The sequence below is a fragment of the Anoxybacillus sp. genome, from assembly GCF_036834105.1.
In the GTDB taxonomy this organism is placed as follows: domain Bacteria; phylum Bacillota; class Bacilli; order Bacillales; family Anoxybacillaceae; genus Anoxybacillus.
On record NZ_DAITON010000002.1, the window covers coordinates 1 to 21908 of the forward strand.

The 21908-nt window shown below is 41.5% G+C and carries 38 protein-coding genes; 2 read left to right on the forward strand and 36 right to left on the reverse strand.

The genetic code is table 11. The features are described from left to right. Positions 1-306 precede the first annotated feature (306 nt). The gene (gene pdaB, locus V7Z64_RS00320; protein ID WP_297990320.1) at positions 307-1068 is read left to right on the forward strand and encodes a polysaccharide deacetylase family sporulation protein PdaB; all 762 of its coding nucleotides are present in this window, start codon (positions 307-309) and stop codon (positions 1066-1068) included. A gap of 17 nt (positions 1069-1085) precedes the next feature. Here the strand turns inward: pdaB and V7Z64_RS00325 are convergent, their stop codons facing one another. Next, positions 1086-1682 (reverse strand): KinB-signaling pathway activation protein, encoded by a 597-nt coding sequence (locus tag V7Z64_RS00325; protein ID WP_297990322.1) that lies wholly within the window; start codon positions 1680-1682, stop codon positions 1086-1088. Between the two features lie 132 nt (positions 1683-1814). Between V7Z64_RS00325 and gerD the strand changes: the two genes are divergently transcribed. After that, on the forward strand, positions 1815-2411 hold the full coding sequence (gene gerD, locus V7Z64_RS00330) for a spore germination lipoprotein GerD (protein WP_297990324.1): 597 nt from the start codon (positions 1815-1817) through the stop codon (positions 2409-2411). 16 nt (positions 2412-2427) lie between these two features. On the opposite strand, the gene V7Z64_RS00335 is transcribed toward gerD, so the two are convergent. The 35 genes from V7Z64_RS00335 to rplB all read right to left on the reverse strand — a co-directional run bounded on the left by V7Z64_RS00335 (position 2428) and on the right by rplB (position 21890). Further along, positions 2428-3435 (reverse strand): Mrp/NBP35 family ATP-binding protein, encoded by a 1008-nt coding sequence (locus V7Z64_RS00335; protein ID WP_297990327.1) that lies wholly within the window; start codon positions 3433-3435, stop codon positions 2428-2430. A 79-nt stretch (positions 3436-3514) separates the two neighbouring features. Beyond that, complete coding sequence (cwlD, locus tag V7Z64_RS00340; RefSeq protein ID WP_297990329.1) at positions 3515-4213, reverse strand: N-acetylmuramoyl-L-alanine amidase CwlD; 699 nt, start codon at positions 4211-4213, stop codon at positions 3515-3517. A 55-nt stretch (positions 4214-4268) separates the two neighbouring features. Next, positions 4269-4673 carry a DUF2521 family protein gene (locus V7Z64_RS00345; RefSeq protein ID WP_297990332.1) on the reverse strand — a complete coding sequence of 135 codons (405 nt, stop codon included), beginning with the start codon at positions 4671-4673 and terminating at the stop codon, positions 4269-4271. A gap of 90 nt (positions 4674-4763) precedes the next feature. Beyond that, the gene (gene rpsI / locus V7Z64_RS00350) at positions 4764-5156 is read right to left on the reverse strand and encodes a 30S ribosomal protein S9 (protein ID WP_003397701.1); all 393 of its coding nucleotides are present in this window, start codon (positions 5154-5156) and stop codon (positions 4764-4766) included. 23 nt (positions 5157-5179) lie between these two features. Then, positions 5180-5614, reverse strand: coding sequence for a 50S ribosomal protein L13 (gene rplM, locus V7Z64_RS00355; RefSeq protein WP_003397700.1), 435 nt, complete (start codon positions 5612-5614; stop codon positions 5180-5182). A gap of 146 nt (positions 5615-5760) precedes the next feature. Then, positions 5761-6504 carry a tRNA pseudouridine(38-40) synthase TruA gene (gene truA / locus V7Z64_RS00360; RefSeq protein WP_297990337.1) on the reverse strand — a complete coding sequence of 248 codons (744 nt, stop codon included), beginning with the start codon at positions 6502-6504 and terminating at the stop codon, positions 5761-5763. 16 nt (positions 6505-6520) lie between these two features. Beyond that, the gene (locus tag V7Z64_RS00365) at positions 6521-7318 is read right to left on the reverse strand and encodes an energy-coupling factor transporter transmembrane component T family protein (protein WP_297990339.1); all 798 of its coding nucleotides are present in this window, start codon (positions 7316-7318) and stop codon (positions 6521-6523) included. After that, entirely contained in the window at positions 7315-8184 is an 870-nt protein-coding gene (locus V7Z64_RS00370) for an energy-coupling factor ABC transporter ATP-binding protein (protein ID WP_297990341.1), read from the reverse strand. Before V7Z64_RS00370 ends, V7Z64_RS00365 begins: the two co-directional genes overlap by 4 nt. Beyond that, positions 8142-8996, reverse strand: coding sequence for an energy-coupling factor ABC transporter ATP-binding protein (locus V7Z64_RS00375; protein ID WP_297990343.1), 855 nt, complete (start codon positions 8994-8996; stop codon positions 8142-8144). The genes V7Z64_RS00370 and V7Z64_RS00375 overlap by 43 nt, the downstream gene beginning before the upstream one ends. Before the next feature lie 113 nt (positions 8997-9109). Next, positions 9110-9472: a 50S ribosomal protein L17 gene (gene rplQ, locus V7Z64_RS00380; RefSeq protein ID WP_003397694.1), complete on the reverse strand. Its 363-nt coding sequence runs from the start codon at positions 9470-9472 to the stop codon at positions 9110-9112. 60 nt (positions 9473-9532) lie between these two features. Beyond that, entirely contained in the window at positions 9533-10477 is a 945-nt protein-coding gene (locus V7Z64_RS00385) for a DNA-directed RNA polymerase subunit alpha (RefSeq protein WP_003397693.1), read from the reverse strand. Positions 10478-10645: 168 nt separating this feature from the next. Beyond that, positions 10646-11035, reverse strand: a complete 390-nt coding sequence (gene rpsK, locus V7Z64_RS00390) for a 30S ribosomal protein S11 (protein ID WP_003397692.1) — start codon at positions 11033-11035, stop codon at positions 10646-10648. A 25-nt stretch (positions 11036-11060) separates the two neighbouring features. Further along, entirely contained in the window at positions 11061-11426 is a 366-nt protein-coding gene (gene rpsM / locus V7Z64_RS00395; RefSeq protein WP_003397691.1) for a 30S ribosomal protein S13, read from the reverse strand. A 22-nt stretch (positions 11427-11448) separates the two neighbouring features. After that, the gene (gene rpmJ / locus V7Z64_RS00400; protein WP_000868344.1) at positions 11449-11562 is read right to left on the reverse strand and encodes a 50S ribosomal protein L36; all 114 of its coding nucleotides are present in this window, start codon (positions 11560-11562) and stop codon (positions 11449-11451) included. 30 nt (positions 11563-11592) lie between these two features. Next, on the reverse strand, positions 11593-11811 hold the full coding sequence (gene infA / locus V7Z64_RS00405; protein WP_003247618.1) for a translation initiation factor IF-1: 219 nt from the start codon (positions 11809-11811) through the stop codon (positions 11593-11595). Between the two features lie 98 nt (positions 11812-11909). Further along, positions 11910-12656 carry a type I methionyl aminopeptidase gene (map, locus tag V7Z64_RS00410; protein ID WP_042535889.1) on the reverse strand — a complete coding sequence of 249 codons (747 nt, stop codon included), beginning with the start codon at positions 12654-12656 and terminating at the stop codon, positions 11910-11912. Then, on the reverse strand, positions 12656-13306 hold the full coding sequence (locus V7Z64_RS00415) for an adenylate kinase (protein ID WP_297990371.1): 651 nt from the start codon (positions 13304-13306) through the stop codon (positions 12656-12658). The genes map and V7Z64_RS00415 overlap by 1 nt, the downstream gene beginning before the upstream one ends. Before the next feature lie 59 nt (positions 13307-13365). Next, entirely contained in the window at positions 13366-14658 is a 1293-nt protein-coding gene (gene secY / locus V7Z64_RS00420; RefSeq protein WP_297990374.1) for a preprotein translocase subunit SecY, read from the reverse strand. Continuing rightward, positions 14658-15098: a 50S ribosomal protein L15 gene (gene rplO / locus V7Z64_RS00425; protein WP_003397686.1), complete on the reverse strand. Its 441-nt coding sequence runs from the start codon at positions 15096-15098 to the stop codon at positions 14658-14660. Before rplO ends, secY begins: the two co-directional genes overlap by 1 nt. Before the next feature lie 14 nt (positions 15099-15112). Next, a complete protein-coding gene (gene rpmD, locus V7Z64_RS00430) occupies positions 15113-15301 on the reverse strand; it encodes a 50S ribosomal protein L30 (protein WP_003397685.1) in 189 nt (62 codons plus the stop codon). A gap of 14 nt (positions 15302-15315) precedes the next feature. Continuing rightward, entirely contained in the window at positions 15316-15816 is a 501-nt protein-coding gene (rpsE, locus tag V7Z64_RS00435; RefSeq protein ID WP_297990378.1) for a 30S ribosomal protein S5, read from the reverse strand. 19 nt (positions 15817-15835) lie between these two features. Further along, positions 15836-16198 carry a 50S ribosomal protein L18 gene (gene rplR / locus V7Z64_RS00440; RefSeq protein WP_003397682.1) on the reverse strand — a complete coding sequence of 121 codons (363 nt, stop codon included), beginning with the start codon at positions 16196-16198 and terminating at the stop codon, positions 15836-15838. A 32-nt stretch (positions 16199-16230) separates the two neighbouring features. Continuing rightward, complete coding sequence (rplF, locus tag V7Z64_RS00445) at positions 16231-16770, reverse strand: 50S ribosomal protein L6 (RefSeq protein WP_003397681.1); 540 nt, start codon at positions 16768-16770, stop codon at positions 16231-16233. 29 nt (positions 16771-16799) lie between these two features. Next, positions 16800-17198 carry a 30S ribosomal protein S8 gene (gene rpsH / locus V7Z64_RS00450; protein WP_003397680.1) on the reverse strand — a complete coding sequence of 133 codons (399 nt, stop codon included), beginning with the start codon at positions 17196-17198 and terminating at the stop codon, positions 16800-16802. A gap of 33 nt (positions 17199-17231) precedes the next feature. Continuing rightward, a complete protein-coding gene (gene rpsN, locus V7Z64_RS00455; protein WP_003397678.1) occupies positions 17232-17417 on the reverse strand; it encodes a 30S ribosomal protein S14 in 186 nt (61 codons plus the stop codon). Positions 17418-17451: 34 nt separating this feature from the next. Then, positions 17452-17991, reverse strand: a complete 540-nt coding sequence (rplE, locus tag V7Z64_RS00460; RefSeq protein ID WP_003397677.1) for a 50S ribosomal protein L5 — start codon at positions 17989-17991, stop codon at positions 17452-17454. A gap of 29 nt (positions 17992-18020) precedes the next feature. After that, positions 18021-18332: a 50S ribosomal protein L24 gene (gene rplX, locus V7Z64_RS00465; RefSeq protein WP_003397676.1), complete on the reverse strand. Its 312-nt coding sequence runs from the start codon at positions 18330-18332 to the stop codon at positions 18021-18023. A gap of 36 nt (positions 18333-18368) precedes the next feature. Beyond that, positions 18369-18737, reverse strand: a complete 369-nt coding sequence (gene rplN, locus V7Z64_RS00470) for a 50S ribosomal protein L14 (RefSeq protein ID WP_003397675.1) — start codon at positions 18735-18737, stop codon at positions 18369-18371. Between the two features lie 48 nt (positions 18738-18785). Next, entirely contained in the window at positions 18786-19049 is a 264-nt protein-coding gene (gene rpsQ / locus V7Z64_RS00475; RefSeq protein ID WP_003397674.1) for a 30S ribosomal protein S17, read from the reverse strand. Between the two features lie 25 nt (positions 19050-19074). Then, a complete protein-coding gene (rpmC, locus tag V7Z64_RS00480; protein WP_003397671.1) occupies positions 19075-19275 on the reverse strand; it encodes a 50S ribosomal protein L29 in 201 nt (66 codons plus the stop codon). Beyond that, complete coding sequence (gene rplP, locus V7Z64_RS00485) at positions 19265-19699, reverse strand: 50S ribosomal protein L16 (protein ID WP_003397670.1); 435 nt, start codon at positions 19697-19699, stop codon at positions 19265-19267. Before rplP ends, rpmC begins: the two co-directional genes overlap by 11 nt. Before the next feature lie 2 nt (positions 19700-19701). After that, the gene (gene rpsC / locus V7Z64_RS00490; protein ID WP_003397666.1) at positions 19702-20358 is read right to left on the reverse strand and encodes a 30S ribosomal protein S3; all 657 of its coding nucleotides are present in this window, start codon (positions 20356-20358) and stop codon (positions 19702-19704) included. A 3-nt stretch (positions 20359-20361) separates the two neighbouring features. Continuing rightward, on the reverse strand, positions 20362-20703 hold the full coding sequence (rplV, locus tag V7Z64_RS00495) for a 50S ribosomal protein L22 (RefSeq protein WP_003397665.1): 342 nt from the start codon (positions 20701-20703) through the stop codon (positions 20362-20364). Between the two features lie 20 nt (positions 20704-20723). Further along, complete coding sequence (rpsS, locus tag V7Z64_RS00500; RefSeq protein WP_003397663.1) at positions 20724-21002, reverse strand: 30S ribosomal protein S19; 279 nt, start codon at positions 21000-21002, stop codon at positions 20724-20726. A gap of 57 nt (positions 21003-21059) precedes the next feature. Further along, the gene (gene rplB / locus V7Z64_RS00505) at positions 21060-21890 is read right to left on the reverse strand and encodes a 50S ribosomal protein L2 (protein ID WP_003397662.1); all 831 of its coding nucleotides are present in this window, start codon (positions 21888-21890) and stop codon (positions 21060-21062) included. Positions 21891-21908: the final 18 nt, after the last annotated feature.

Here is a 21908-nt window from a genome sequence, read left to right on the forward strand (position 1 = left end):
AGCGTTCGTCCTGAGCCAGGATCAAACTCTCCATAGAAAGTTTATCTCTAGCTTCATACGCTTTTCGCTTCGTTCAGTTTTCAAGGAACATCTTTGTCTAACGACGACTTTAGCATTTTATCACTTCTTTTTGTTTACGTCAACATCATTTTTTTGTACTGACGCTGACGACGTTTATTAATTTAACACACGAAACATTTTATTGTCAACAATATTTTTTTAAAAAATGTTGTTATTTATTCATGCATCATATCATGCTGTTTTTTGCATAAGATGGTCATAAAAAGGACAAGGGGGGAACAAATATTGAAGTTTTTTTATATTCTCGACGGAAAGAAAATAAAAAAGTGGCTGCTCATCATATCAATCGCCTTTGTTACAGCCTCCATTTTGTATATTCAACAAATCGCAAATGAATCTGTATTTTCCAACGATCTTGGGCCGAAAGCAATTTATAAAGTCGAAAATAAAAAAAATGAGCTCGCCCTAACATTTGACATTAGTTGGGGAGAAACAAATGCTATTCCTATTTTAAACGTATTGAAAAAGCATGATGTAAAGGCCACGTTTTTCCTATCTGCTTCTTGGGCCGAACGTCATCCTCGCATCGTGAAAAAAATTGTAGAGGATGGTCATGAAATCGGAAGTATGGGCTACGAATATAAAAACTATACCGAACTTGAACGAGGGAAAATTATCCGTGATTTAGCACAAGCTAAAAAAGTATTTGATACGTTAGGCATGAAACATGTCTCTTTTCTTCGTGTGCCAACAGGAAATTTTAACAAAAACGTTTTAAAAACTGTTCATTCTTTCGGCTATACTGTCGTGCATTGGAGTGTTGATTCAAAAGATTGGCTTAATCCTGGGGTAAACTCGATCGTACAAAATGTTACAGAAAACGCGAAAAGCGGAGATATTGTATTACTCCACGCATCAGATTCGGCGAAACAAACCGCTCAAGCGTTAGAACAAATCATTATATGGATGAAAAAAGAAGGATATAAAAGTGTACCAATATCTGATCTTATCAACAACGCGCATATAAAAAGCAAAGAAATAAAATGAGGCTTTGCCGCCTCATTTTATTTACGTAAAAGTCTATGCAAAACGAGCAATTGATACGCATTGCAAATTAATAACGGAAACAACATTAAATATAGCCAATTTTCCTCGTTAATTCTCAACACCGGGAACCATTCAATCACTGTAACAACAACCATGAAAAATAATGCAGGCACAAACGCCTCTCTATTTGTTTCCCTCATTTTTACATATGCAACAACGAGCCCGAATACAAAAATAAACAGGGCCACAAGCACATAACTAACAATTGATTCTCCTTGTTCAGCAAACAGCTGATAACGGAAATAAACAAGGTCAAATAAAACGAAGGCGATTAACACAATTTGTACCGCATTCCATAATTGAACTGAACGAAACATTCCGAGACCAAAGCGATGGATCGTTAAATATGCAAAGAAACCCATTTGACTAATGACACTAAAAATAAAACCTACGCCAATAAGCCAGACGAGAACAGATAATATCTCCTTTACTTCGAAGGATGTAAAAAGGTGAGCATATTCATTCCACTTCACAACGAATCCAACAACTCCAGTGCTTATACCACCGACAAACAACGTAGAAAAGAACAACTGAACCCACTTTCGACTATTCAACTCATGTAACCCCCACTTTTCAATATTCCTTTCAAAATTCTATCAACGAAATAAGAAAAATGCTAGCGAATATTTTTGCAAAGAACATTGAATATTAACAGTAAGGAAACTTGTTGAAAGGGGCCTTTGGTAATGAAACGAACATTTCTGCTCCTCGTATGTAGTTATGTATTAGTACTGACAGGGTGTGCCCAGCAAGAAAAAACCGCTGTTCAACCCGATTACGATCAAACGAAAAAAATGGTCGTCGACATTTTAAAAACGGATGAAGGGAAAAAGGCAATTCAAGAAGTAATGGGAGATGAAAAAGTCAAACAACAACTCGTCATCGATCAACAAATAGTAAAAAAAACAATTGAAGAAACGTTAACTTCAGACAAAGGAAAAGCATTTTGGAAAAAAGCATTTGAGGATCCGAAGTTCGCTCAAAATTTCGCGAAAAGCATGCAAGAAGAACATGAAAAATTGTTGAAAGCGCTCATGAAAGATCCTGAATATCAAGCAATGATTGTAGACATTATGCAAAATCCAGAAATGAAAAAACTCATACAAACGGAAATGAAAAATAAAGATTTTCGCGCTCACTTGCAAAAAGTGATTATAGAAACATTTAGCAGCCCGCTATTTAAAGCGAAAATTGAAGACATTCTTATGAAGGCAGCGGAAGAAATGCAAGGGGGGAAGAAAAAGTCTGATGAAGAAGGGTCAAGCGAAGAACAAACAGCATGAGGGGCTCAATCGCCCCTCATCGCAATTTCGCAATGATTTTTCTTGCAATATCCATATACACTTTTCCGATCGGATGATCTTCCCCATATACTGAAGGGGCGAAATCATCATCGTTCCAATCTGGTTGTCCGAGCGGCAGTTGTCCTAATAAATCCGTCTGCAGTTCTTCAGCTAACTTTTGACCGCCGCCTTTTCCAAAAATATATTCTTTTTCCCCCGTCGTTTTGCTTTCAAAATATGACATATTTTCAATGACACCGACAACTTCATGATTTGTACGTACCGCCATCGCTCCCGCCCTCGCTGCTACAAAAGCTGCTGTTGGATGAGGAGTCGTCACAATAATTTCTTTCGATGTTGGGAGCATTGTATGCACATCTAACGCTACATCGCCTGTACCTGGAGGCAAATCTAATAATAAATAATCCAACTCTCCCCATTCCACTTCATCAAAAAAGTTTTTTAACATCTTCCCAAGCATCGGGCCGCGCCAAATGACCGGGGAATTATCTTCTACAAAAAAGCCCATAGAAATAACTTTTACTCCGAACCGTTCAACTGGGATGATTTTTCCCCCCCGAACGATAGGGCGCTCAGTAATGCCCATCATGTCTGGTACGCTAAATCCATAAATGTCAGCGTCAATTAAACCGACTTTTTTACCAAGCCGTGCAAGCGAAACAGCTAAGTTAACGGAAACCGTCGATTTTCCTACTCCACCTTTTCCGCTTGCGATCGCCAAATAAATCGGCTCATTTACCATTCGCTCTTCTTCTAACGGCAATTGAGCAAAGCGAAGTCCAACAGAAGACGCCCCCGCATCTTTTAAACGTTGCACAACGGTTTGTTGTACTTGAAGTTGTTGAGCCGTTTCCGTTTTAGCTAAAGCAATCTTTACGCTCACTAGTCCTTTTTCTTCATTTATCTTGACTTCTTGAATGGCCCCTGTTTCTTTAAACGTTTTTTTCAAAAAAGGGTCATAAATTGTTTCGAGCAGTTCCAAAACTTGTTTTTCTGTCAACATCGCGCCTCACCAATCCTTATGTATTCGGTTTCACACTTTCAATATAACATAATTTTCTTAATAAAAAAATGAATCCCTCTCATTCAGAAGGATCGCGTTCATTTGATACATAGCGCAAAACACCTTTGTAAATCGAAGCGGCAAGCTTTTCTTGATACGATGGGGACGATAACAACATTCGCTCTTCTTCATTTGACAAAAAACCTACCTCAACTAACACTCCTGGCTTTTTTGCTTTTTTTAATAAATATACTGTTTGAATCGGTTTCGCCAATCGGTCTGTATTTTCCAAATTAATGCGTAGCTCTTGTTGAATAAACTTAGCTAATCGTTCATTCTCCTTTAACGAAGGATAATAAAACACTTGCGCGCCTTTCCATTTCGGTGAAGGGATCGCATTTAAATGGATGCTAATAAAAAAATCAGCTTCTGACTCATTAACAAATTGAACTCGTCGTTGTAAATCTTCTATTTTTCTCCGACTATATCCTCTCGTTTGCTCGCTTGCTAAATCGTAATCCCCTTCTCTTGTCATTTGAACAAGTGCTCCTTGTTGTTGCAAGTAATCACGTAATTTTAGCGCTACATGAAGAGCTATTTCTTTCTCAATTACATCTCCCCCAATCGCCCCCCCATCAGGGCCACCGTGCCCTGGGTCAAGAATGATGACCTTCCCTGATAACGGTAAGCTCCACGCTTTCCACGAGCGATCGCTTAACACGTAAAACTGTAACAAAAGGACAAAAACGATAAAAAGAACGATAATGCGTATTTTCATCCCTTCTCCTCCCCACTATTTATGTTATATGGGACAAGAGAAGAATTTAGAACGGTTACTTTAAACGAAGCTTTTGACGACGCAATCCTTTTTCCATTCCTTCTTCCCACCATGCGTCGATATAGCGAGCACATACATCGTATATCCCATCTCTCAACTGTTTCATGTACTCATGTAGCTCATGAATGAGCTGCTCATACTCATCTATACAACGACTTTTTACCGTTTCGATTTTCTCGCCGTAATATGCAAATCGACTATAATGCGCCCCGAGTAAGTACGCTTCAATTGCAGCATCCATACAAATGTTTTCAATGACATGGGAAACAATCATATATCGTTGCCAATATGTATGTACACGTCTACACAATTCACGATAAGAAAGATCACGCAATACGTTTCGCTCATAAGTAAGCTGTTTTTCTAATTTCTTCGCTGTAAATGATGTAAGCATTCCCATTTTGCTGTCCCTCCTTATGTATATTGTCTGCATGTGACAAAGGAACATACAAAAAAAATCCCGGCAAATAATTGCCGAGATTCGTTGAAATTAACGTTTTGAGAATTGTGGTGCACGACGAGCGCCTTTGAGACCGTATTTTTTACGCTCTTTCACACGAGAATCGCGCGTTAACAAGCCTGCACGTTTTAATGTTTGACGATATTCAGGGTCAACTTGTAACAATGCACGAGCGATGCCATGACGGATTGCGCCTGCCTGACCTGTGAATCCACCGCCGCTTACGTTTACTAATACATCGTAGCTACCGAATGTTTCTGTTAAAACAAGTGGTTGTTTTACAACTTCAACTAACGATTCGTATGGAACATAATCACGAATGTCACGACCATTTACGATAATGCGTCCTTCACCTGGAACGAGGCGTACACGCGCAACTGAGCTTTTGCGACGGCCTGTGCCGTAGTATTGTACCTGTGCCAAAATAATGCCCTCCTTTTAATCAATTATCCGCGAAGTTCATAAACTTCTGGTTTTTGTGCTTGATGCGGATGTTCACTTCCGCGATAAACGTGCAATTTTTTGAACATTTGACGACCAAGGCTACCTTTTGGAAGCATGCCGCGAATCGCTTTTTCAAGCATTTGTTCTGGGTAATTTGTGCGCATTTCAAGCGCTGTTCTCACTTTTAATCCACCTGGATGTAAGCTGTGACGATAGTATAATTTGTCTGTTAATTTTTTACCTGTTAACTCAATTTTCTCTGCGTTAATAATGATGACATGATCACCTGTGTCAACGTGCGGTGTGTAAGTTGGTTTATGTTTACCGCGCAAAATTGCAGCAACTTCACTAGCAAGACGTCCTAACGTTTTGCCTTCTGCATCAACAACGTACCATTTACGTTCTACTTCATTTGGCTTCGCCATATACGTACGCATTTGTTTTCCCTCCTAAAATAAAAAATAAACAAGCGATATTTATTTCAACACGATTAATTTCCGGGGCTAATCGTGGGTTTAAAATACATACCATATGATATAATATCTCTTCCTCAACTCAATGTCAAGAAAATGTTACACCTGGATTAGTTGTCATACGAAACGTGCCATAAATATAGACCGTGACCTGGAGCCGTCTTCCCTGCAGCACTGCGATTTCTTTGTTGCAAAATTGTTTTCATTTCTTGTGCGCACCGCTCCCCCCGTCCGACTTCTAGCACCGTACCAACAATAATGCGAACCATATTGTACAAAAAACCGTTGCCAACAAGACGGAAAATGAGCTCTTCTCCTTCTTGGATAACTTCCGCCTCATAAATTGTGCGGACTTTATCATCCACTTCCGTTTTCGCCGAACAAAAGCTTGTAAAATCATGCGTCCCGACAAGATAACGTAACGCTTCATTCATTGCTGTTATATTTAGTGGATACGGATAATAATACGCATAATGACGCAAAAACACATTCCGCTCCCCGGTCCATACGCGATAACGGTATTCCTTCTTTTTCACGCTAAACCGAGCATGAAAAGCAGGGGACACTTCGCTCGCTTGTTTAACAATCACGTCATCAGGAAGAAGTGCATTTAACGCTTTTGGCCACTTTTCATCAGGAATCGCAAGCGGTGTATCGAAATGAATGACTTGTCCTTGTGCATGAACAGTTGCGTCCGTCCGACCTGAGGCGTGTACGCGAACGAATTGTCCTTTATGAATAATGGAAAGGGCACGTTCAAGCTCCCCTTGTACTGTTCGCTTTTGTTGTTGGATTTGATATCCTGCAAAATGTGTACCATCATACGCAATAATACATTTTATTCTTCTCGTCATCTGAACTTAGCCCCTTTTACGAACGAAGTAACCATAGCGCAATGGCCAATAAGGTAAGCAAAAGCATAAAAACCGTATCTGCATGCTTCCACGTCAACTCGCGCCATTTTGTCCGATAGTTCCCTCCGCGATACCCGCGCACTTCCATCGCCACAGCCAGTTCTTCTGCGCGCTTGAATGCGCTAATAAATAAAGGTACGAGCAGAGCCGTCATCGCTTTCATTCGTTCTGATAATGGACCGCTTGAAAAATCAACACCGCGCGCCGTTTGAGCTTTCATAATTTTTTCTGTTTCTTCCATCAGCGTTGGAATGAAACGAAGGGAAATGGACATCATTAACGCCAGCTCATGAACAGGTATATTCCATTTTTTTAAAGGCGAAAGTAACGACTCCATGCCATCTGTCACTTCAATCGGGGTTGTTGTTAAAGTTAATAATGTAGTTACAACGATTAGAAGCAAAAAGCGTAAAGAGATAAACGCTCCTTGTTGAATACCTTTATCATACACTTCGATTCCAAACCATTGAAACACGACATGTCCTTCTTTTGTTAATAGAACATGGAGAAGAAAGGTAAAGACAATAACCCATAAAATCGGTTTTAAACCTTTTAACATAAACGCAAGTGGAATGCGCGATAAAACAAACAAGACGCACGTAAAACAAGTTAATAGCCCATATGTCCATCCATTGTTGGCGAGAAACACGATAAAAACGTAAATAAACATCATGATGAGCTTTGTACGTGGATCGAGCCGATGAATGAAAGAGTCTCCAGGAACATATTTTCCAATAATCATACTGTTCATCATGTCCGCTTCACCCTAGCAAATAACGTTTGTAATGATTGAACGATATCTTCCATCGTTAAACATGGTACATCGAATTGTACGCCAAATTTTTGCTCAATGGCGCGCTGAAACAATATCGTCTCAGGTACATCTAACCCAAGATGTAATAAATCATCAACATGTCGGAAAATTTGCTCCGGCGTCCCTCTTCGCACAATCGTTCCTTGATGCATGATGATAATTTCATCAGCATACCTTGCTGCTTCTTCCATACTATGTGTGACAAGCACAATCGTCATCCGCTTTTGTTTTTGAAGGCTAGCAAACATCTCCATCATTTCTTTTCGACCACGGGGGTCTAATCCGGCAGTCGGTTCATCTAACACAAGCACTTCTGGCTCCATCGCCAAAACGCCTGCGATGGCGACACGACGCATTTGTCCCCCACTTAAAGCAAATGGTGATTTATGCCGCACATCCTCTGGCAAACCAACAAGTGTTAACCATTCACGCACACGAGCTTTTGCTTCTTCTTCTTTCATACCGAAATTCATCGGACCGAAGCAAATATCTTTTTCTACTGTTTCTTCAAATAGTTGATGTTCAGGAAATTGAAATACGATTCCTACTTTTTTTCGCAACGGCTTTAACTGTTTTTCTTTCTTTCCTGCTGTTATTGTATAATCCCCGAGATGAACAGTCCCTTTTGTCGGCTGGAGTAAGCCATTCAAATGTTGCAAAAAAGTGGACTTTCCTGATCCTGTATGACCGATCACGGCGACATACGACCCGCTCCGAATATCCACATGAATATCGTACAACGCCCGTTTCTCAAAAGGGGTATTTACTTGGTAACGGTGTTCGACATCGCGGAATACAATGTCCATAATTCACTCACCAACCCCTCCATAGTTAGATGATCCATTGTAAGCGGAATATGCTTTTGTTTCAATTGTTGACTTAGTTGAAGGGAAAACGGCAAGTCTAATCCCATTTGCTCTAATTTCGATCCGTATGAAAAAATGTGCGCAGGTGTCCCTTCTAATACAATGCTCCCCTTATTCATCACAAGTACACGATCAGCTTTTGCGACTTCGTTTAAGTCGTGAGTAATAGAGATGACTGTCATATGATGTTCGCGTCGAAGCGATTCCATCACATGGAGAACTTCTTTTTTTCCGCTCGGATCAAGCATTGATGTCGCCTCATCTAAAATAATGACATTTGGCTGAAGAGCGATGGCGCTTGCGATGGCGACACGTTGTTTTTGTCCACCTGATAAGCGATGCGGCTCGTGATGAATGAAATCTTCCATTTTTACCTTTTTCAATGCTTCATTTATACGTTTTGACATCTCATTTTTTTGTATCCCTTGATTTTCAAGACCAAAGGCGACGTCATCTTGGACAGTCGTTCCAACAAACTGGTTATCTGGGTTTTGGAAAACAATTCCTAGTCGTTCTCGAACGTCCCATACCGTTTCTTCATTTAACGGAATACCGCATACGTGAATCGTTCCACTCGTAGCTGGCAATAGGCCAATCAACAATTTAGCAAGCGTCGATTTCCCTGATCCGTTATGTCCAACAATTGTTACCCATTCCCCTTTATACACTTGGAATGAAATGTTTTGTAACGCGTATATGTTTTCGTTTGCATACTGAAAGCTTACGTCTTCTACACGTACTACAACTTCCACGTTTCTCTCCTCATCTCTTCTGAATTTTCTTACTCTCTACTCTACTACAAAAAAGAAAACAAAAAAAGGGCATAGATCCAGTTCAAAAACTGTCTCGCCCTTGTAAAAACGTATTAAACTAGTTCAATAATCACCATTGGCGCACCGTCACCGCGACGTGGTCCAAGTTTCATAATGCGTGTATAGCCACCTTGACGGTCTTGATAACGTGGCGCGATATCGCTGAACAATTTTTGAATCGCATCTTGACCTGTTTCTGTGTTTGCTACTTCTTTGCGAACGAATGCAGCCGCTTGACGACGTGCATGCAAATCGCCGCGCTTTCCTAATGTAATCATTTTTTCTACAACAGAACGCAACTCTTTTGCACGAGCTTCTGTTGTTTCAATTCGCTCATTAATGATTAAGTCTGTCACTAAATCACGAAGCAATGCTTTACGTTGAGAGCTTGTGCGTCCTAATTTTCTGTAAGACATGTGATGTCCCTCCTTTATTTCACTTTTAACATGAAAATGCCTAGTTAACCAAACGCTTAACTAGTCATCTTTACGTAAGCTTAATCCTAGCTCTTCTAACTTCGCTTTTACTTCCTCAAGCGACTTGCGGCCTAAGTTGCGCACTTTCATCATATCTTCTTCCGTTTTTTGAGCAAGCTCTTGCACTGTGTTGATGCCAGCACGCTTTAAGCAGTTGTACGAACGAACAGAAAGATCAAGCTCTTCAATTGTCATTTCGAGCACTTTTTCTTTTTGGTCTTCTTCTTTTTCGATCATAATTTCAGCATGTTGTGCTTCGTCTGTTAAGTTCACAAAAATGTTCAAGTGCTCTGTTAAAATTTTTGCCCCTAGTGAGATTGCTTCTTTCGGGCCGATGCTACCATCTGTCCACACGTCGATCGTTAACTTGTCGTAGTTTGTCATTTGACCGACGCGCGTATTTTCGACTTGGTACGATACGCGCGATACCGGCGTATAAATGGAATCGATCGGGATAACACCTATCGGTTGATCCTCGCGCTTATTAGCATCAGCTGGTGTATACCCACGCCCGCGTTTCGCTGTCATTCTCATGCGCAAACGACCGTCTTTTGCCAATGTGGCAATATGAAGGTCTGGGTTGAGAATTTCTACATCGCTATCGTGAGTAATATCCGCAGCTGTAACGACTCCTTCACCCTGTACATCAATCTCAAGCGTCTTTTCTTCGTCCGAGTAAATTTTTAGCGCTAGCTTTTTTACATTTAAAATGATCGTTGTTACATCTTCCACGACGCCATCAATTGTTGAAAACTCGTGCAATACACCATCTATTTGAACAGATGTTACAGCGGCACCAGGGAGTGAGGATAACAGGATACGACGTAAGGAGTTACCCAAAGTTGTACCATATCCACGCTCAAGTGGTTCAACGACGAATTTGCCATATTTGGCATCCTCGCTGATTTCAACCGTTTCGATTTTCGGCTTTTCGATTTCCAACATTCCTTTAACCCTCCTTCAAAACGTCGAAACCCCGATTAAACCGATGACAGCTCAATCGAAATTCCCCCATGAATAAGTTCCCGAATGTGCACAACAACTGTTTTTCATTTCCCTGTAAGAATGACTATATCCCATTATTGACACATACACAAATTCTATACAGAGAAATTAAACACGACGACGTTTTGGCGGACGGCATCCGTTATGTGGAACCGGTGTAACATCTTTGATCGCTGTAATTTCTAGCCCAGCCGCTTGAAGTGCACGAATTGCTGCTTCACGACCAGCACCCGGACCTTTTACGTTTACTTCAACAGTTTTCATGCCATGCTCCATAGATGCTTTTGCAGCAGCTTCTGCAGCCATTTGTGCAGCGAACGGAGTTGACTTACGAGAGCCTTTAAAGCCTAACGCACCCGCACTTGACCAAGAAATTGCATTTCCATGAACGTCTGTAATTGTGACGATTGTGTTGTTAAAAGTCGAACGGATATGAGCAATACCAGATTCAATGTTCTTTTTTACACGACGTTTACGCGTATTCGTTTTACGTGCCATTCGTTCATGAACCTCCTTTACTTAATTATTTTTTCTTGTTCGCTACTGTACGACGTGGACCTTTACGTGTACGAGCGTTGTTTTTCGTATTTTGGCCACGAACTGGCAATCCGCGACGATGACGAAGACCACGATAGCAACCGATCTCCATTAAACGTTTAATGTTTAAAGATACTTCGCGACGAAGATCTCCTTCTACTTTCAAGCGATCTACGATTTCACGAATTTTCCCTAATTCTTCTTCCGTTAAGTCGCGAACGCGAGTGTCTTCAGATACGCCAGCCTCTGCTAAGATTTTTTGTGCAGTTGCTTTACCGATTCCGTAAATGTATGTTAATGAAATGACTACACGTTTGTCACGAGGAATATCTACACCTGCAATACGTGCCATGATTTGTACACCTCCTCAAGTTTTATCCTTGTTTTTGCTTATGCTTTGGATTTTCGCAAATAACCATAACTTTTCCGCGTCTGCGAATAACTTTGCATTTTTCGCAAATCGGTTTTACAGATGGTCTAACTTTCATGAGAACTTACCTCCTTGTTCGTGCGGAGTGTTATTTATATCGATACGTAATTCTTCCACGTGTTAAATCGTAAGGTGATAACTCAACTGTTACTTTATCACCCGGTAAAATGCGAATAAAATGCATGCGAATTTTACCTGAAACGTGAGCTAAAACGGTATGACCGTTTTCAAGTTCCACTCGGAACATCGCATTCGGCAACGTTTCAACGACTGTACCTTCCACTTCAATTACATCGTCTTTCGCCATTGAACGGCTCTCCCTTCTTTTTTGAAATGAGTAACATGTTCAACTAACACGACCAGTTTACAGCTTACGATGCGCATCCGCAAAGAAGGTTAAAGCGTTCAAAGTGTTGTTAAAATTTCATATCCCGCCTCAGTAATCGCAATCGTATGTTCAAAATGAGCACAAAGCTTGCCATCTACTGTGACGACTGTCCAATTATCTTCTAACGTGCGAACATAACGGGTTCCTGCATTCACCATCGGCTCAATGCATAGAACCATGCCTGGCTTTAACCGCGGTCCCTTATTTGGCGGACCGTAATGTGGGATTTGCGGATCTTCATGTAAGTCTTGACCAATTCCATGTCCGACATACTCACGCACAACGGAAAAGTTATGCGCTTCAACGTATGTTTGGATCGCATGGGAAATGTTCGTTAACCGTGCGCCAGGTTTCGCTTCTTCCAATCCACGATACAATGACTGCTCCGTCACTTCTAAAAGCTTTTTCGCCTCTTCTGAAATGGCTCCGACTGGATATGTCCACGCCGAATCACCATGATATCCATTGTACTTTGCGCCAATGTCGATGCTAATAATGTCTCCTTCGCGAAGCACACGGTCTCCTGGGACGCCGTGAACGAGCTCCTCGTTTACTGACGTACAAATGCTCCCACGAAATCCATTATATCCTTTAAACGAAGGAATTGCATCATGTTTGCGAATAAACGTTTCAGCAATATGATCGAGCTCTTTTGTCGTTATACCTGGCTCGATATATTTTTGTAACTCTTGATGAGTTAACGCAACAATTCGGCCAGCTTCACGCATAATTTCAATTTCACGCGGGGTTTTGCAAATGATCATTATTGTAAGCCCCCAAGTAATTCACAAATGTCAGCAAACACTTGATCAATATGTTGTTGTCCGTCAATGTTGCGCAAATACCCTTTCGCCGCGTAAAAATCAAGCAACGGCTGGGATTGCTTCATATTGACTTCAAGACGGTTCGCTACTGTCGTTTCGTTATCATCTGCACGTTGATACAACTCTCCACCGCATTTATCACAAACACCGTCTTGTGCTGGCGGATTAAATACAAGATGATACGTTGCTCCGCATTCTTTACAAATGCGTCTACCTGTTAGACGTTCCATTAAAATGTTTTTATCTACTTCAATGTTAATGACATAGTCGATGGAGCGGTTCAATTGTTGAAGAAGCGTTTCTAACGCTTCAGCTTGGGCAACTGTTCGCGGAAACCCATCAAGCAAAAAACCGTTTTGGCAATCGTCCTTGCTTAAACGCTCACGAACAATGCCGATTGTCACTTCATCTGGAACAAGATCGCCGCGATCCATATATGATTTCGCCTTTAAACCGAGCTCTGTTCCCTCTTTCATCGCTGCTCGAAACATATCCCCAGTAGAAATGTGAGGAATTTTGTATTTCTCAACGATTTTCTCTGCCTGTGTGCCTTTTCCGGCTCCCGGCAGTCCCATCAATACTAAATTCATCAATTTCTCCCCCTCAGCTCTCTATATGAGGTAGAGGGAATAAAATTCCCAACACCTCTTTATTTAATAAAGCCTTTATAATGGCGCTTCACTAATTGGCTTTCTAGCTGCTTCATCGTCTCTAAAGCAACGCCAACGACGATTAGCAAGCTCGTTCCTCCAATTTGAGCAGAAGGCGGTAGTTTAGCGAACTCGATAAAGAAGACAGGAAGAACAGCGATTGCTGCTAAAAATAGAGCCCCGACGAAAGTTAAACGATACAAAACGCGTGTAATGAATTCCTGCGTGTTCTTTCCTGGACGAATGCCCGGAATATAACCACCTTGCTTTTTCAAATTGTCCGCCATTTGTTCTGGATTGACTTGAACAAACGCATAAAAATACGTAAAGGCAACAATTAAAGCGACGTATATGAGCATACCAACTGGTTGTGTGTAGTCAAAAACTTTTTTGATCCACAATGTTACATCATTCGAGCCGAAAAACGATGCAATCGTCGGTGGAGTAATGATAAACGACACCGCAAAAATAACCGGAATAACACCTGCCGGGTTTACTTTTAACGGAATGTGTGTCGAATGACCACCTACTGGACTACGTCCTTCTAATCGCTTCGCATACTGAATCGGAATTTTCCGAAACGCTTGTTGCATATAAATGACGCCAACAATAACTGCAACAACTGCTAAAGCGACCAACAATACTGTAACGATGCGTAAAAACAGCTGATCACCAGCGTTTTCAAATTGTTGAACATAAATTTGGTTAAGCGTTGTCGGGATACCAGACACAATTCCTGCAAAAATCAATACAGAAATGCCGTTCCCAACACCTTTAGCCGTAATTTGCTCACCAAGCCACATTAAAAAGGCTGTTCCAGCTGTTAAAACAAGCGCGATAAGCAAATACGTCGGAATGCCTGGATTTTTAATAAGCACACCACCAGACATATTATGAAAGCCGTACGACATAGCAAACGCCTGGATAAAACCAAGCACAATTGTAAAATAGCGAGTAAACTGAGCGAGTTTACGACGGCCTACTTCCCCTTGCTTCGACCATTCAGTAAATTTAGGAATAACATCCATCTGTAATAACTGTACGATGATGGATGCCGTAATGTATGGCATGACGCCCATCGCAAAAATAGAAAAGTTTTTTAGAGCGCCACCACCGAACGTATTCAACACGCCAAAAGCGTTGAATTGATCTTGCATTTTTAGTACATCTGCATTTACGCCCGGCACGGGAATAAATGTACCGATGCGAAATACAATGAGCATAAGAAGGGTGAATACAATTTTTCTTCTTATATCACCCACGCGCATAAAATTGGAGATTGTTCGAAACATTAAATCACCTCAGTCGTACCGCCAGCAGCTTCGATTGCTTCTTTTGCAGAAGCAGAGAATTTATGAGCTTTTACTGTTAATTTTTTTGTGAGCTCACCGTTTCCAAGAACTTTGATGCCTGCTTTCAACTTGCTTACGACGCCTGTTTCAAGCAACAATTCTGGTGTCACTTCCGTACCGTCTTCAAAGCGATTTAACACTTCGAGGTTAACGATCGCATATTCTTTACGATGGATGTTAGTAAAGCCGCGTTTTGGTAAACGACGGAATAAAGGTGTTTGACCACCTTCAAAGCCGATGCGTACACCGCCGCCAGAGCGAGCGTTTTGCCCTTTATGTCCTCTACCAGAAGTTTTTCCGTTACCAGAGCCGATACCACGACCAACACGATTACGTTCTTTACGGGAACCTGGTGCTGGTTGTAATTCATGTAGCTTCATGCCTAGGCACCTCCTTATTCTTCTAATTCTTTTACTGTTACAAGGTGAGAAACTTTATTGATCATTCCACGAATGGCTGGATTGTCGTTATGAACAACTGTTTGATGCAATTTTCGTAAACCTAATGTTTTAACCGTCACGCGTTGGTCTTGCGGACGACCGATTACGCTGCGAGTGAGGGTAATTGCTAATTTTTTCGCCATCATTTTTCCCTCCCTTATCCTAACAGTTCCTCAACTGTTTTACCGCGCAATTTTGCAACATCTTCAGCACGTTTTAATTGCTTCAAACCGTCGATTGTTGCGCGCACCATGTTGATTGGTGTGTTGGAACCGATTGACTTCGATAAAATATCGCTAATGCCTGCTAACTCTAATACCGCACGTGCAGGACCACCGGCGATAACTCCTGTACCTTCAGATGCTGGTTTTAAAATAATTTCACCTGCTCCGAAATGTCCGATTACTTCATGTGGAATCGTTGTACCAACGATCGGTACAGTAATTAAGTTTTTCTTCGCATCTTCAATTGCTTTACGAATTGCATCCGGAACTTCTTGAGCTTTTCCAGTTCCGAAGCCGACATGACCGTTTTTGTCACCAACAACGACTAACGCAGCGAAACGGAAACGACGTCCACCTTTTACAACTTTAGCTACGCGGTTAACGGCAACAACGCGTTCTTCTAGTTCAAGTTTATTTGGATCAATGTGACGCATCTCTGTCCCTCCTTCTTAATTAGAATTGTAATCCAGCTTCACGAGCAGCGTCTGCAAGTGCTTTAACACGTCCATGATATAAATATCCACCACGGTCGAATACAACCGATGTAATTCCTTTTTCAAGTGCACGTTTAGCAATTAATTCGCCCACTTTTTGAGCTGCTTCAACATTGCCCGTTGATTCTAAATCGAAATCTTTATCTAATGTTGACGCGCTAACAAGCGTCACAGCTTTCATATCGTCAATGATTTGCGCATAAATGTGTTTGTTTGAACGGAACACATTTAAGCGTGGACGTTCCGCAGTTCCTACTACTTTACGACGAACACGAGCGTGTCTTTTTTTGCGAACTGCATTTTTATCAAGCTTAGTGATCATTCGTGTCACTCCTTTCATTTACCTAAGCAGCATTATTTCTTACCAGTTTTACCTTCTTTACGACGTACAACTTCACCTTCGTAACGAATACCTTTTCCTTTGTAAGGCTCTGGTGAACGAACGGCACGAATGTTTGCTGCTAATTCACCAACGCGTTGTTTGTCCGCACCTTTAACAATAATTTTTGTTTGTGAAGGAACTTCGATTTCAAGTCCTTCTTCAGGCTCGATTTCAACAGGATGAGAGTATCCTACGCTTAACACGAGCTTTTTCCCTTGTTTTGTCGCACGGTAACCGACACCGACAAGCTCAAGGCCGCGCTCATAACCTTTTGAAACACCTTCAACCATGTTTGCAAGTAAGCTACGAGTCGTTCCGTGAAGCGCGCGATGATGTTTCTCATCACTTGGACGCTCAACTGTTAAAACGTTACCTTCTAATTTAATAACCATATCTGGATGGAACGTACGAGTAAGTTCACCTTTCGGACCTTTTACAGTAACTGTGTTACCGTTTAATGTAACTGTAACACCAGCTGGAATTTCCAATGGTTTTTTACCAACACGTGACATGTATTACACCTCCATTCGTTACAAAATAATTACCAAATGTATGCTAACACTTCGCCGCCAGTGCGTTTTTGACGTGCTTCTTTGTCAGTTAAAATACCTTGAGATGTTGAAAGAATTGCAATTCCTAATCCGTTCAATACGCGTGGAACTTCGTCCGCTTTTGCATATACGCGCAAACCAGGTTTGCTAATGCGTTTAAGACCTGTAATTACGCGTTCATTGTTTGGACCGTACTTTAAGAAAATACGAAGAATACCTTGTTTGTTATCTTCAATGTATTCGACATCACGAATGAAACCTTCACGCTTTAAAATTTCAGCGATTTCTCTTTTAATTTTTGAAGCAGGAACTTCAAGTTTCTCGTGACGCACCATGTTCGCATTACGAATGCGAGTAAGCATATCTGCAATTGGATCTGTCATCACCATTATGTTTTACCTCCTTCCCAACTCATGGGTTTATTACCAGCTTGCTTTTTTCACACCAGGAATTTGACCTTTATACGCTAATTCACGGAAACAAATACGGCAAAGTTTAAATTTGCGATATACAGAGTGTGGACGTCCACAACGCTCACAACGAGTGTACGCTTGCACTTTAAACTTTGGTGTGCGTTTTTGTTTCGCGATCATTGATTTTTTAGCCACGTTTTCGCCTCCCTCTTTTTACGAATGGGAATGATTATTTTTGGAATGGCATACCGAGCAATGCAAGTAATTCACGAGCTTCCTCGTCTGTTTTCGCAGTTGTAACGATCACGATGTCCATACCACGAACTTTGTTCACTTTATCGTAATCAATTTCTGGGAAAATTAATTGCTCTTTTACACCTAACGTGTAGTTTCCGCGTCCGTCAAACGATTTTTTAGAAACGCCACGGAAGTCGCGCACGCGCGGTAAAGAAACGGAAACGAGCTTGTCGAAAAACTCGTACATACGCTCACCGCGAAGAGTTACTTTCGCACCGATTGGCATTCCTTCACGAAGACGGAAACCTGCGATTGATTTCTTCGCGCGTGTAACAACTGGTTTTTGACCAGAAATTAATGCGAGTTCTTCTACAGCGTTATCTAACGCTTTCGCGTTTTGTACCGCATCACCAACACCCATGTTGATGACGATTTTTTCGATTTTTGGAACTTGCATCACAGATTTATAGTTAAACTTGCTCATAAGAGCAGGAACAACTTCTTTCAAATACTTTTCTTTAAGGCGGTTCATTTGAGTACCTCCCTTCCTCAATCACTTCATTATTTGTCTAAAATTTCACCAGAACGTTTCGCGTAGCGAACTTTTTTACCGTCAACCACTTTATATCCAACACGAGTTGGTAATCCTGTTTTTGGATCAAGAGGCATTACGTTTGATACGTGGATTGGCGCCTCTTGGCTGATGATGCCGCCTTGTGGATTTGCTTGAGAAGGTTTTACATGTTTTTTGACGATGTTCACACCTTCAACAAGCACTCGGTTTTTCTTTGGAAACGCAGCGAGGATAACGCCTTGTTTGCCTTTATCTTTACCAGAGATCACTTGTACTTTATCACCTTTTTTTACATGCATCTGAATCGCACCTCCTTAAAAGGCTTTTCCTTTTCATTAAATCACTTCTGGAGCTAAAGAAACGATTTTCATAAAGTCTTTTTCACGCAATTCGCGAGCAACTGGTCCGAAAATACGTGTACCGCGTGGGCTCTTGTCATCACGAATGATTACGCAAGCATTTTCATCAAAGCGGATGTAAGAACCATCTGTACGGCGCACGCCACGTTTCGTACGAACGACAACCGCTTTAACAACTTGACCTTTTTTAACAACGCCACCTGGTGTTGCATCTTTAACAGTCGCTACAACGATGTCGCCCACATTCGCATAACGACGACCAGAACCACCTAGCACTTTAATGACAAGCACTTCACGTGCACCAGAGTTATCAGCAACTTTCATACGAGTTTCTTGTTGAATCATTGACGAAACCTCCTTTCGGATTTGTATCCATCATACCGAACATATTCATTAAACGATTACAGCTTTTTCAACCACTTCAACAAGACGGAAACGCTTTGTTGCAGAAAGAGGACGTGTTTCCATAATTTTTACGATGTCGCCCACTTTTGCTACGTTGTTTTCGTCATGCGCTTTATATTTCTTTGAATACTTTACGCGTTTGCCGTAAAGAGGATGCTTTTTATAAGTTTCTACAAGAACCGTGATTGTTTTATCCATTTTGTCAGAAACAACACGGCCAACGAGAACTTTACGATTGTTGCGTTCACTCATTGTGCGAACCTCCTCTCGATATCAATTATTTGTTAGCAGCGATCTCTCTTTCGCGAATAACAGTTTTCATACGCGCAATCGCTTTGCGTACTTCACGAATACGAGCTGTATTCTCTAATTGACCTGTTGCCAATTGGAAGCGAAGGTTGAATAACTCTTCTTTCAACGCTTTAATTTTTTGTTCAATCTCGGCAGTGGTAAGTTCACGAATTTCTTTAGCTTTCATTTGATTCACCACCAATTTCTTCACGTTTTACGAATTTGCATTTGATTGGAAGTTTATGAGAAGCAAGACGTAACGCTTCACGTGCTACTTCTTCAGAAACCCCAGCGATTTCAAACATGACTTTACCAGGTTTAACAACAGCTACCCAACCTTCTGGAGCACCTTTACCGGAACCCATGCGCACTTCAAGTGGTTTTGCTGTGTATGGCTTTGAAGGGAAAATTTTAATCCATACTTTACCGCCACGTCTCATGTAACGAGTCATCGCACGACGAGCAGCCTCGATTTGACGGTTTGTAATCCACGCTGGTTCTAACGCTTGTAAACCGTATTCACCAAAATGTACTTCCGTACCGCCTTTTGCGCGACCTTTCATACGACCGCGATGTTCACGACGATATTTTACGCGTTTTGGCATTAACATGATTAATTTCCTCCTTCCTCAGTTTTCTTTTTCGTAGGAAGGACTTCTCCACGATAAATCCATACTTTCACGCCGATTTTTCCGTATGTTGTGTCCGCTTCTGCCGTTGCGTAATCAATGTCAGCGCGAAGAGTATGAAGTGGAACTGTTCCTTCACTGTAATGTTCTGAGCGAGCGATATCTGCTCCACCTAGACGACCAGATACCATCGTTTTAATTCCTTTCGCACCTGCGCGCATTGTGCGTTGGATCGCTTGTTTTTGCGCACGACGGAAAGATACGCGATTTTCAATTTGACGCGCGATGTTTTCTGCAACAAGTTTCGCTTCTAAATCTGGCTTTTTAATTTCAACGATGTTGATATGAACGCGTTTGCCAGTTAGTTCGTTCAATGCTTTGCGAAGCGCTTCAACTTCAGAGCCACCTTTACCGATAACCATTCCTGGTTTCGCTGTGTGGATAGTGATGTTCACACGGTTTGCCGCACGCTCGATCTCAATGCGAGAAACAGCTGCATCGCTTAAACGCTTTGTAAGGTATTCACGAATTTTAAGATCTTCGTGTAAAAGGTCCGCATAATCTTTTTCAGCGTACCATCTTGATTCCCAATCACGGATAATACCAATGCGAAGACCGATTGGATTCACCTTTTGACCCACTGATTATCCCTCCTTCTTTTCTGAAACAACGATCGTGATATGGCTTGTGCGTTTGTTAATTGCGCTCGCACGACCTTGTGCACGAGGACGGAAACGTTTCAATGTTGGTCCTTCGTTCACATAAGCTTCTGTAACAACAAGCTTGTTAACGTCCATGTCATAGTTATGTTCTGCATTTGCCACTGCAGATTTTAATACTTTCTCGATAATTGGAGAAGCAGCTTTTGGCGTATGACGAAGAATGGCAACTGCTTCACCTACTTGCTTTCCTCGAATTAAGTCAATGACTAAGCGAGCTTTACGAGGAGCAATTCGAACCGTTCTAGCAACAGCTTTAGCTTGCATAATGAAAGCCTCCTCTCATATTAACGTCTTGTTTTCTTATCATCAGCAGCATGGCCTTTGTATGTGCGCGTTGGCGCAAATTCACCGAGCTTATGACCAACCATGTCCTCTGTGATGTAAACCGGAACGTGTTTACGACCATCGTAAACAGCGATCGTATGACCGATGAATTGTGGGAAAATAGTTGAACGACGAGACCATGTTTTGATTACTTGTTTTTGTCCAGTTTCGTTCAATTTCTCAATTTTTTTCATTAAATGATCATCACAAAAAGGACCTTTTTTCAAGCTGCGACCCATAAGTGAACCTCCTTTCGTGATTGCTCTACGGTTCTTTTGAACCGTAGCTCAACCCCGTTATTTTTTACGACGACGTACAATAAATTTGTCGGATTTGTTTTTCTTTTTGCGTGTTTTGAATCCAAGCGTTGGTTTACCCCATGGAGTCATTGGAGACTTACGTCCGATCGGTGCTTTACCTTCACCACCACCATGTGGGTGATCAACAGGGTTCATAACAGAACCGCGAACTGTCGGACGAATACCTAACCAACGAGCGCGTCCAGCTTTACCGATGTTCACAAGCTCATGTTGTTCGTTACCAACTTGACCGACTGTCGCGCGGCAAGTTGCTAAAATCATACGAACTTCACCTGAAGATAAACGAACAAGTACATATTTACCTTCTTTACCTAACACTTGCGCAGATGTACCTGCAGCACGCACTAATTGTCCACCTTTACCAGGTTTCAACTCAATGTTGTGAATTACTGTACCAACTGGAATGTTTGCTAAAGGTAATGCATTACCTACTTTAATATCCGCATCTGGACCTGACATGATTTCCATGCCAACTTCTAAGTTTTTCGGAGCGATAATGTAACGCTTTTCACCATCTGCGTAATGAATTAACGCGATGTTCGCAGAACGGTTTGGATCGTATTCAATTGTAGCAACGCGTCCTGGAATGCCATCTTTATCGCGTTTGAAGTCAATAATACGGTATTGACGTTTATGACCGCCACCTTGGTGACGAACAGTCAGTTTACCTTGGTTGTTACGACCGCCTTTTTTCTTTAAAGGCGCAAGCAACGATTTTTCCGGCTTATCTGTTGTAAGCTCAGAGAAGTCTAAAACCGTCATACCACGACGACCGTTAGACGTTGGCTTATATTTTTTAATCGCCATGTCCGTTTCCCTCCTTCA

Excerpts from the sequence above, each read along its gene's own strand:
- gerD (WP_297990324.1), top strand. The coding sequence starts at position 1,815 with ATGAAACGAACATTTCTGCTCCTCGTATGTAGTTATGTATTAGTACTG.
- V7Z64_RS00335 (WP_297990327.1), bottom strand. The coding sequence starts at position 3,435 with ATGTTGACAGAAAAACAAGTTTTGGAACTGCTCGAAACAATTTATGAC.
- cwlD (WP_297990329.1), bottom strand. The coding sequence starts at position 4,213 with ATGAAAATACGCATTATCGTTCTTTTTATCGTTTTTGTCCTTTTGTTA.
- V7Z64_RS00345 (WP_297990332.1), bottom strand. The coding sequence starts at position 4,673 with ATGGGAATGCTTACATCATTTACAGCGAAGAAATTAGAAAAACAGCTT.
- rplM (WP_003397700.1), bottom strand. The coding sequence starts at position 5,614 with ATGCGTACGTATATGGCGAAGCCAAATGAAGTAGAACGTAAATGGTAC.
- truA (WP_297990337.1), bottom strand. The coding sequence starts at position 6,504 with ATGACGAGAAGAATAAAATGTATTATTGCGTATGATGGTACACATTTT.
- V7Z64_RS00365 (WP_297990339.1), bottom strand. The coding sequence starts at position 7,318 with ATGATGAACAGTATGATTATTGGAAAATATGTTCCTGGAGACTCTTTC.
- V7Z64_RS00370 (WP_297990341.1), bottom strand. The coding sequence starts at position 8,184 with ATGGACATTGTATTCCGCGATGTCGAACACCGTTACCAAGTAAATACC.
- rplQ (WP_003397694.1), bottom strand. The coding sequence starts at position 9,472 with ATGTCTTACAGAAAATTAGGACGCACAAGCTCTCAACGTAAAGCATTG.
- V7Z64_RS00385 (WP_003397693.1), bottom strand. The coding sequence starts at position 10,477 with ATGTTGGAAATCGAAAAGCCGAAAATCGAAACGGTTGAAATCAGCGAG.
- rpsK (WP_003397692.1), bottom strand. The coding sequence starts at position 11,035 with ATGGCACGTAAAACGAATACGCGTAAACGTCGTGTAAAAAAGAACATT.
- rpsM (WP_003397691.1), bottom strand. The coding sequence starts at position 11,426 with ATGGCACGTATTGCAGGTGTAGATATTCCTCGTGACAAACGTGTAGTC.
- rpmJ (WP_000868344.1), bottom strand. The coding sequence starts at position 11,562 with ATGAAAGTTAGACCATCTGTAAAACCGATTTGCGAAAAATGCAAAGTT.
- infA (WP_003247618.1), bottom strand. The coding sequence starts at position 11,811 with ATGGCGAAAGACGATGTAATTGAAGTGGAAGGTACAGTCGTTGAAACG.
- map (WP_042535889.1), bottom strand. The coding sequence starts at position 12,656 with ATGATCATTTGCAAAACCCCGCGTGAAATTGAAATTATGCGTGAAGCT.
- V7Z64_RS00415 (WP_297990371.1), bottom strand. The coding sequence starts at position 13,306 with ATGAATTTAGTATTGATGGGACTGCCGGGAGCCGGAAAAGGCACACAG.
- secY (WP_297990374.1), bottom strand. The coding sequence starts at position 14,658 with ATGTTTCGAACAATCTCCAATTTTATGCGCGTGGGTGATATAAGAAGA.
- rplO (WP_003397686.1), bottom strand. The coding sequence starts at position 15,098 with ATGAAGCTACATGAATTACAACCAGCACCAGGTTCCCGTAAAGAACGT.
- rpmD (WP_003397685.1), bottom strand. The coding sequence starts at position 15,301 with ATGGCGAAAAAATTAGCAATTACCCTCACTCGCAGCGTAATCGGTCGT.
- rpsE (WP_297990378.1), bottom strand. The coding sequence starts at position 15,816 with ATGCGTCACATTGATCCAAATAAACTTGAACTAGAAGAACGCGTTGTT.
- rplR (WP_003397682.1), bottom strand. The coding sequence starts at position 16,198 with ATGATCACTAAGCTTGATAAAAATGCAGTTCGCAAAAAAAGACACGCT.
- rplF (WP_003397681.1), bottom strand. The coding sequence starts at position 16,770 with ATGTCACGTGTTGGTAAAAAACCATTGGAAATTCCAGCTGGTGTTACA.
- rpsH (WP_003397680.1), bottom strand. The coding sequence starts at position 17,198 with ATGGTGATGACAGATCCAATTGCAGATATGCTTACTCGCATTCGTAAT.
- rplE (WP_003397677.1), bottom strand. The coding sequence starts at position 17,991 with ATGAACCGCCTTAAAGAAAAGTATTTGAAAGAAGTTGTTCCTGCTCTT.
- rplX (WP_003397676.1), bottom strand. The coding sequence starts at position 18,332 with ATGCATGTAAAAAAAGGTGATAAAGTACAAGTGATCTCTGGTAAAGAT.
- rplN (WP_003397675.1), bottom strand. The coding sequence starts at position 18,737 with ATGATTCAACAAGAAACTCGTATGAAAGTTGCTGATAACTCTGGTGCA.
- rpsQ (WP_003397674.1), bottom strand. The coding sequence starts at position 19,049 with ATGAGTGAACGCAACAATCGTAAAGTTCTCGTTGGCCGTGTTGTTTCT.
- rpmC (WP_003397671.1), bottom strand. The coding sequence starts at position 19,275 with ATGAAAGCTAAAGAAATTCGTGAACTTACCACTGCCGAGATTGAACAA.
- rplP (WP_003397670.1), bottom strand. The coding sequence starts at position 19,699 with ATGTTAATGCCAAAACGCGTAAAATATCGTCGTGAACATCGCGGTCGT.
- rplV (WP_003397665.1), bottom strand. The coding sequence starts at position 20,703 with ATGCAAGCTAAAGCTGTTGCTAGAACGGTTCGAATTGCTCCTCGTAAA.
- rpsS (WP_003397663.1), bottom strand. The coding sequence starts at position 21,002 with ATGGGTCGCAGCTTGAAAAAAGGTCCTTTTTGTGATGATCATTTAATG.
- rplB (WP_003397662.1), bottom strand. The coding sequence starts at position 21,890 with ATGGCGATTAAAAAATATAAGCCAACGTCTAACGGTCGTCGTGGTATG.